Raw genomic sequence first — 7,705 nt, forward strand, 5'->3', positions numbered from 1 at the left:
GTGAGTGACCGTCGTGGGACTTAGCGATAGTGATAGGGGCTCTTTGAAATTCCCCATCCCTCGCTATGGGTGCGGCCAGACCTGCTCGCCCAACTTCCCCACCCGCCACCTGCACGCTGACTCGCGGACAGGCCCGCAAGGGTTCGCGTGTGCCGCCGTCCGGATGATGAGGTGGCACGGTGACCAATCATGATAAGCCAGCGATGTGCGACCGTTGACACTGGCCTGGGTGCACCGGCACCTGGAGGCCGCCGAGCGGATCGTCGGAGTCGAGGCGCTGCACGGCGGCGCCACCGCCGACATGCGGAGGCTGACCATCGGCACGCGGGACGGAGGCATCCGGCACCTGGTGCTGCGCTCCTTCGTCGGCCCGACCCGGCAGGGGCCGGCCGAGGACCTCCTGCACAGGGAGACCGACGCCCTGACCACGCTCACCGGCACCGGCGTGCCGGCTCCCGGACTCGTCGCCGTCGACCCAACCGCCGCGCACTGCGAGTACCCCTCGCTCCTCATGACCCACCTGCCGGGCCGGACGGTCCTCGACGACGAGGGGCTGGAGACGCGCCTCCCCCTGCTGGCCCGTCAACTCGTGGCGGTCCACGCGGTGCGGCCGGCCGACCGGCCCCGGGAGTACGTGGCGCTGACGACCGCCGACACGGTCGTGCCCCCCGAGGGCGCCGCCGCCGCAGTCTGGGCCGCCGCCATCGACGTGATTCGCAAGCCCGCGCCACGCTACGAAGGGCGGTTCCTACACCGGGACTTCCAGCCCACCAACGTGCTGTTTGACCTGCCGCCCGAGGACCCGGCTGGCGCCGTCGGTGCCCGGATCACCGGCGTCGTCGACTGGGCGGCGGCCTCCTGGGGCCCGGCGGACCCCGACGTGGCGCACTGTTCCACCAATCTCGCGCTGCTGCATGGCCCGGCGTGGGGCCTGCGCTTCACCGAGGCGTACCAGGAGGCCGGCGGGAGGCTGGCCGCGGCCGCGGACGAGCGGCTGTATTGGCAGGTGCGGGAGCCACTGGCGTTCTCGGAGGAAGTGCAGTCGGTGGCGCAGCCGTGGCGGGAGGCAGGACGGACCGAGCTGACGACACGAGCCGTGGAGGAGCGGCTGGATGCCTATGTCACCTCCCTGATGGACGCGCTGGGCTGAGCCAAGGCGGTCCGGCGCGCGGCGTGGCGGCGTCTTCACTCCTTCGGGAGGGTGGTGGGCGCCCGGCTCGGGCGGCGCGGGCGCGTCCTGGTCGCGGGGCTCGGCGTCTCGGAGGAAGTCCTCGGCGGTGTAGCCGGTGTCGCACGTCGGCTTACAAAACTGGCCCGGTGCTGCGCCGCACGTCTCGCACCAGTCGTCGAAGTCTTCGGGGCGCCACGGCCCGCAGCGGGCCGGTCACGCGGGGAACGCCCGGATGTGGTTGACGACCGCCCGGGCGGACAGGACCGGAGACCGGTGCATTGGCTCGGTGCACTGGGCCTGTCAGATACTTGCGGGCCGGGCCGGGCCGGGCTGATGCTCCACTCGCGGCCGTGCGCGTCGGTGGCGGTGTAGGTCAGGAACTCGGGCTTGTCCTGGCGGCCGTTGTCCATCCAGGAAAGGCCGGCGGCCGTGAGGGCGCGGCCCAGCTGGGCGCAGCGCTCGCGGGTGATGTGACCGAAGGTGGCCAATGCGCGGTCCCTTCTGTGACTGGCGGCGGTGTGAGGCGGGCGGGCGGCGGGTCAGGTGCGGCCGGACGGCTGGGGCTTGCGGTAGCGGTACAGGAAGCGCGCGGCCCATTTCCGGCTGGCGAATTCGGGGATCCCGCCGCCGCTGCCCGGGCGGTTGCCCGGATACTCGGCGACCCACTGGCACACTTCCGGGTCGTGCCAGACGACGCCGTAACTGGTGCTCGGGTCCTGGCGGTCGAGGACCTGGTGTCCGGGGGAATGTGAACTCCTCGGGTATCGCGGCCCTTTCGGTCGGCGCTTGGGTGCGGGAGGGGGCGGTGGGTGGGGGGGAATTTCCTCCCGCAACATTTATAATAGTTTGATCTAGGGTGGCGTGAACCCGCCTCTGACCTGCGGCTTTTGAGGCCGAGATCAGCGCATGAGCATGCGGGGACCGGCGGTGACCGCGTCGGGCGGCTGGTGGTCGCGGTAGTCCGAGACCTTCACGTACCCGCCCGGCATCGTGTCCAGCCGCAGACCGGGCCCCAGTCGTCGGTCACGTCCTGGGGGAGGTTCTCGACGTCGTCCGCCTCGACCTGCTCGGCCCAGCCGGTCACTTCGCGGCCGAGGGCCCGCCGCCACGCCAGCAGGACGGGGAAGAGCTGGCCGCAGTCGTCGACCAGGGCGACGGCGCGGGCCTCGTTCGGGCCCGGGCACTCGGCGTAAGTGGGCGTCTTGGGGCGGGTGCGCTCTCCAAGGGTCATCAACCAGCGCATCGTCACGACATCTCCAGTTCCAGGCGCGCCGCGTGCGGGGCAGCGTGCGCGGACGGTTGCGGGCGGCGGGCCGGGCGCCGTGAGCGCTGCTGGGCACGCAGGGAGTCGGCTTCGGCCTGGGCGCGGCGGGCGTGCTCGTGCTCTCCGGCGGCCGCGGTGAGGCAGTACGGGGCCCACCACTGCTTCACGTCGACGGTGCGGGCCAGCGAGTTGGGGAGTACCGAGTAGGGGAGGTCGGCCAGCATCAGCATCAGGACCGGGTACGGGGAAGCGAGGAACCAGCGGGCGACGGTCCACCAGGCGGCCACGGCGGCGCGCCGCGCGGGGTGGGCTGCGCGTGCCTCCCGCTCCAAGCGGGCGGCTTCGGCCTGGTGGTGGGCGGCCGACCAGGTGAGGAAGCGCAGCAGGGCGGCAGTGTCCCGCTGCCGGGAGACGTCCAGGATCACGGGCAGGTCGTCGCGCTGTGCGACATGGGCGGCGCAGGCGCGCAGGACGGCGGTGAGCGTCGCTGCCGCTTTCTCGGGCGGCTCGTGTCCGTCGGCGGACGTCATCGGGTACACGCTGACCTGGGGGCGGTCGGCGTAGTCGTCGGGGTAGAGGGTCAGGCTGCCGTGGTAGCGGGTGCGGCTGCGGGTGAGCCGCGGTAGGGCGTCGTCGGGGGCGGCGGTCTGGTAGGCGTTGACGGGGCCGAGGCAGGCGCGTACCGCGGTGAACTGGTCCCAGCGGTGGGGGTGGTGGGTGCCGGTGACGTGCACGCTGCCGCGCATCGCCCCGCCCAGCTCGAAGACGACGGCGTCGTCCTGACGGGGGCCGGCGGTGGCGCGCACGGTGCCCGGCGGGCGTGTCGACGGTCAGGCTCTCGCTGGTCATGGGCTGCGGCTCCTCGGCGGTTCGATTCGGTGAGCGGGGGCCTGCCGCCCCGCGCTCGCCGAAGGGGAGGGCGCGGGCGGCGGGGCGGCAGGTCTTCGGCCAGTGGCGCTCTGGCCGGGGCGGGCCGTCCGCCGCCCCGGGGGGGACGGGGGCGGCGGACGGCGTCTATGGGTTACTCCTGCGGCGGCTTGTGGCGGCGCAGGTTGTCCCGCTCGGTCAGGGACACTTCCTTGCCGCACGGGCATTCGCCGTAGCGGCGGCCGTGCAGGTGGAAGAACTTCGGTCCGGTGCTCTTGGCGTTGACGGTGCGGATGGTGCCGGGGACCGGGATGGTGTTGGTGCAGTAGCCGTTGGCGGTGACGGCGGGCGTGTCAGCCACGGGGGCCCTCCTCGTCGGTGTCGGTGATCTGGGGCAGGACCGGCGCGTCGTAGACCTCCCGCCGTACGGCGGGAACGCCGGGGCACGGGATGACGGCCTGCTGGAGCTTGGCCGTGTCCATGGGGTGCAGCCACCCGCTGCGCACGGTCCAGCCGCACGCGCGGGGGCGGGGCTCGGCGGCCGTGGTGGCAACCAGGACGGCGCCGCGTACGGTGCTGCCTTCCAGCGCGAACACCAGCAGCGTGCGCAGCGCCGCGTAGGCGTCCTCGTTCAGCACGGTCAGGCGCACCGGATCGGTGCCGGTGGAGAGGTCGGCCTGTCCCCGGACGAACGTGTCGTCGGTGCGCTCGGCCACCAGGTTCAGCGTGTGCTCTCCGTCCCCGAGCGCCAGGATGACCAGGGCGAGCGCGGTCAGGGCGCGGCTCATGGCGGCCGCGATGGCGTCATCGGCAGGGCGCATGAGTTCCGGGCGTGCGGGCATGATGCGGCTCCTCACAGATCGGTGGCCGACGTGCTGCGGGCTTCTTTGCGGGGCCGGTCAGTACAGACCGCCGATGGCTTCGGCGATGGCCCGGCCGATGCCCGCGAGGTCGGCGCTGGAGTCGTAGGGCAGGTGGGTGCTGTCTCCTGCGGAGTCGTTGCGCAGGTAGAGGCGTCCGGCCTCGCACACACCGACGGTGAACGGGATGCGGTCGGGGCTGCGCAGGTGCCCGGTGGTCCCCCACGGGCCGGGCAGCGCGGTCCACTGGTCTCCCAGGAACTCAAGGGCGGCGCGCGCCACGGTGTAGGGCGTGTGCGGCTGCTCCCTCGGCTGTTCGAAGAAACTCCTGGCCATGAACGGTGGCTTCCTCTCTAGTTCCCCCCGCAGCGGGGTGCTCCGGGCTGCGCCCGGAGCCAGGGGCCGGCGGCGCCGCGCGCCGCCGGGGTGGTGTCCCCTACGCTGCGCTGCGGGACCGGTGGCGTGCGGCTGCTGCGCAGCCGCGCACGGGCGGGCGCGCCGCGCGCTGTGGTGGTGTGGGGCCCGCGCGGGCCGGGGGAGGGGAGGGCGAGAAGATCCCCGGCCCGCGCGGGGGTCGTGGGGTTAGCCGTGCGCGGCGGCGGCCGTGAGGGCCGGGAGCGCGAGCGCTTCGAGGGCGGCGGCCTGGTCGGCGTCGGTGAGGGTCTGCGCGGTGGAGGTGACGGCGTTCATCACGCCCCCGGCCGTCATCTGACTGCCCCGGATGAAGTGAGAAAGGATCATGTCCTTGGCCTCGGTGCCGATGCTGAGCGACTTGGCGACGTGTTCGATCGTCTTCGTCGGCTCGGCCAGCGCCTTACCGGCGGCGGCCTCCACCTGGCGCACCTTGGCCTCGACGTACTCACGCGACAGGAACGTACGCACTGCGTCGGCGGTCTTAGACGTGATCAGCTCCAGCGTCTTGCGCTGGGTCTGCCCGGACCAGGACACAACGCCCTCATCGTGCTTGCCTCCGAGGTGCACGGCGCGCATGACGTCCTTGGTCTCGGTCAGGCCGTTGCGGCAGACCTGGATGACAGCGCGCGGGGTGATGGTGTACGCCCCCGAACCGACTTCGCTGTTGCTGATGACGAACCCGGCGGAGATCACGGGCAGTTCGTCACCGCTGCGGCCGTCGAACGGGGAGCGGTAGCCGCGCAGCAGGTCGGGGGCCTGGATGGCGACGGCCTCGGACTCGACGCGCACGTACATGCGCCGGTCGGTCAGGTCGCACCCCGTCACGCGGGTGGGGTGGCCGGACTGCTTCACCCCGTCAAGGGCGGCGAGCAGCATGTCGAAGTTGTCCATCAGCTTGTAGCTGTCGGACAGCAGCGCGCGGGCCACGCCCTCGGCTGGCGGCATGCCGGGGCCGTTCTCGCCCCGGAACGCGCGGAGCATGAAACGGCGCTGCGGCTCCTCACGCAGCCACGCGTTCACGTTCTCGTCCAGCAGCGGGACGTTTTCGGCGCGTATGCGGCGCAGGTAGGCGAGCGGAATACGGAGCTTCTCCGCGATCCCCTCGTCGGCAACGGCGGTGGGCCGGTAGATGCCGTCGACGTCCGTGACACCGTCCTCGGTGATCAGGGACTCGACTCCCTCGACGTGCACGTTGCCCTCACGGAACCGCAGCGCGGACGCGGGGGTGATCACGTCCAGCTTGCGCCGGTTCTGGTCCTCCAGGATGCGGACCAGGTCGGCGAGTTCAGCGTTTCGGGCACCGGTAGGGGCAACGTTCGTGGCGCGTTCGGCGAACTGCTGAGTCATGCGGTGTTCTCCCCTTCGTGTTGGCTTCTGCGGTTCGGGGGGCGGGGCCACCGCCCCCCGAACAACTTCAATAATAGTGTGTTTCGGGAGTGGGTGAACCCACCCCTGACCAGCACACTCAGCCCATGCGGTACTCAGGCAACGGCGTCAGACTCGTCCTGCGCACGTTCGTGACCTTCGGCACCGGTGTGACACCGTGCATCTCACACAGGTCGTAGCGCAGCTCCGGGGCCTCGCCCAACGGGTGCGCGTGGGCGTGAATCGCGCTCACCCAAAAGGTACCGTGACGCTGCGTCACGCTGCCGTGATAGTCGACCTTCTGCCACAGCACCGGCCCGGCGTGCTGCGGGTCCAAACTCCGGGCGACGGCGACAACCATCGGGTCGGCCATTCGCGCGACCCTCAGCAAGACGAACGCGCGCGCCACTGTGACGCGGTCGACCGGCACATCCGCCAGGGCCGGACCCGTGTGCCCGCTGCGCACACCCATTGCCCAACCCAGCTCGAAGAACGGCCGGACCATCTCCAACTGCTCCTGCGGCACCCGCTGCGCCTCCGGGTCACCCGCACGGCGCGCCAGCCCCCGCAGCGCATAAGCGGCCTGCTCCTGCTCCGCCACCGTGAGCGGCGCTCCGGCCTCCTCGGCATGCTCCGCGATCCGCGTGCTCTCCATGACGTCCCTTCCCCTCGTGCTGCTGCCGGATGAAAAGGGGGCGTCCCGGACGGGACGCCCCCAGGCGGACTACTTCAGGAATCCGCGCGACCGGAGGAACTCGGCCGTGATGTGCGCGATGCCCTGCGGCTTGTAGATCTGGGGGAATCGCCGCATTTCCACTTCGGTGCGCCCGTTGTCGTCCGGCTCCGGGAGTTCGTGAACGAGCCGGTAAGGACGGTCACCCGTCGGTATTTCCAGCACCACTGGGCCAACCTTGGTGTCGAACCGAATTCCGGTGTAATTCGCGTCGGAGTTGTGCACGATGTTCGCGCCCACCCGCTGAACGAGCAAGGGCAGGAAGTTCGCGACCGTACGGGCCTGAATTGCAAGGCCGGTCATGGGTGCATCCTTACCGCCGTGCACTCGGCGGACGATTCCGTCAGAGATCTGGATCTCCATGCCTTCCCCTTTGTTGGACTTCTGCGGTTCCCGGGGGTCGCCTCCCCCAGGACTTCAAATAATAGTGGATGTGGCGCTTGATGGGAAGACCTGTTGCACCCCGTGTCGCGTACAGCGTTGCGCCTAATGTTGCGTCAGGTGTTGCGCCGGAGGTTGCGCGGCCTGATGGCCGGCTTCTTCGTCATCCCAGGTCAACTGCTCTGCAGGCGCGTGGTCAGCCTGCTGACATCCCCTCTGCTGCCACTTTTCCGGTACCGGTTGAAGGAGAGTGAGGAATGGGGGGCGGGTGTGGTCGAGCGTCGGCGTCGGGGATCGGGAGCAGCCTCGTGGCTGTTGCGCGTCGGCTCCGCCGCCGCGCTTGGCTGGAGGCTGGCAGGCCCTTGGGGGATGGTGGGTGGGGTTGTTGGCGGGGTTTGGAGTTGGGGGGTCTCCGTACTCTGGGGGCTGTGGTTATGGGTTGTCGTGTATTTTGCGGCGGGGGTGTTCTGGGCTTTGGTAGGGGAATTGAGGGGAGGTCAGTTCGGCTTACCAGTTGGAGGGTTCCGAGGAATCTGAATCCTGTATCGGTGTTGGATTTTCTGAGGGGGTGTATGTTTCCCTTACGTTCGTTTCTAGCCAACCCGCCCCATTCAGCTGCCGCCTTGAGGAATTCGCGGAGCGAATTCCTG

The 7,705-nt window shown here is 70.5% G+C and carries 9 protein-coding genes; 1 reads left to right on the forward strand and 8 read right to left on the reverse strand.

All coding sequences use genetic code 11. The features are described from left to right. The first annotated feature begins 214 nt into the window (after window positions 1-214). Window positions 215-1,150, forward strand: a complete 936-nt coding sequence (locus AY578_RS33725) for a phosphotransferase family protein (protein ID WP_215189221.1) — start codon at window positions 215-217, stop codon at window positions 1,148-1,150. Between the two features lie 991 nt (window positions 1,151-2,141). Here the strand turns inward: AY578_RS33725 and AY578_RS33730 are convergent. From AY578_RS33730 to AY578_RS33765, 8 genes are all read right to left on the reverse strand, one after another. Continuing rightward, window positions 2,142-2,402 carry a hypothetical protein gene (locus tag AY578_RS33730; RefSeq protein ID WP_251143632.1) on the reverse strand — a complete coding sequence of 87 codons (261 nt, stop codon included), beginning with the start codon at window positions 2,400-2,402 and terminating at the stop codon, window positions 2,142-2,144. 14 nt (window positions 2,403-2,416) lie between these two features. Then, on the reverse strand, window positions 2,417-3,241 hold the full coding sequence (locus AY578_RS33735; protein WP_251143631.1) for a hypothetical protein: 825 nt from the start codon (window positions 3,239-3,241) through the stop codon (window positions 2,417-2,419). Window positions 3,242-3,456: 215 nt separating this feature from the next. Beyond that, the gene (locus tag AY578_RS33740; RefSeq protein ID WP_215189400.1) at window positions 3,457-3,663 is read right to left on the reverse strand and encodes a hypothetical protein; all 207 of its coding nucleotides are present in this window, start codon (window positions 3,661-3,663) and stop codon (window positions 3,457-3,459) included. After that, entirely contained in the window at window positions 3,656-4,144 is a 489-nt protein-coding gene (locus AY578_RS33745) for a hypothetical protein (protein WP_215189402.1), read from the reverse strand. Before AY578_RS33745 ends, AY578_RS33740 begins: the two co-directional genes overlap by 8 nt. Before the next feature lie 57 nt (window positions 4,145-4,201). After that, window positions 4,202-4,498, reverse strand: coding sequence for a hypothetical protein (locus AY578_RS33750; protein ID WP_215189404.1), 297 nt, complete (start codon window positions 4,496-4,498; stop codon window positions 4,202-4,204). 246 nt (window positions 4,499-4,744) lie between these two features. After that, window positions 4,745-5,923 (reverse strand): DUF932 domain-containing protein, encoded by a 1,179-nt coding sequence (locus AY578_RS33755; RefSeq protein WP_215189406.1) that lies wholly within the window; start codon window positions 5,921-5,923, stop codon window positions 4,745-4,747. A gap of 118 nt (window positions 5,924-6,041) precedes the next feature. Further along, window positions 6,042-6,596, reverse strand: a complete 555-nt coding sequence (locus AY578_RS33760) for a hypothetical protein (RefSeq protein WP_215189408.1) — start codon at window positions 6,594-6,596, stop codon at window positions 6,042-6,044. Window positions 6,597-6,665: 69 nt separating this feature from the next. After that, on the reverse strand, window positions 6,666-7,037 hold the full coding sequence (locus AY578_RS33765) for a hypothetical protein (protein WP_215189410.1): 372 nt from the start codon (window positions 7,035-7,037) through the stop codon (window positions 6,666-6,668). Between the last annotated feature and the right edge of the window lie 668 nt (window positions 7,038-7,705).

Origin of the sequence: Streptomyces thermocarboxydus (assembly GCF_024760485.1) — a bacterium.
Lineage (GTDB): Bacteria > Actinomycetota > Actinomycetes > Streptomycetales > Streptomycetaceae > Streptomyces > Streptomyces cellulosae.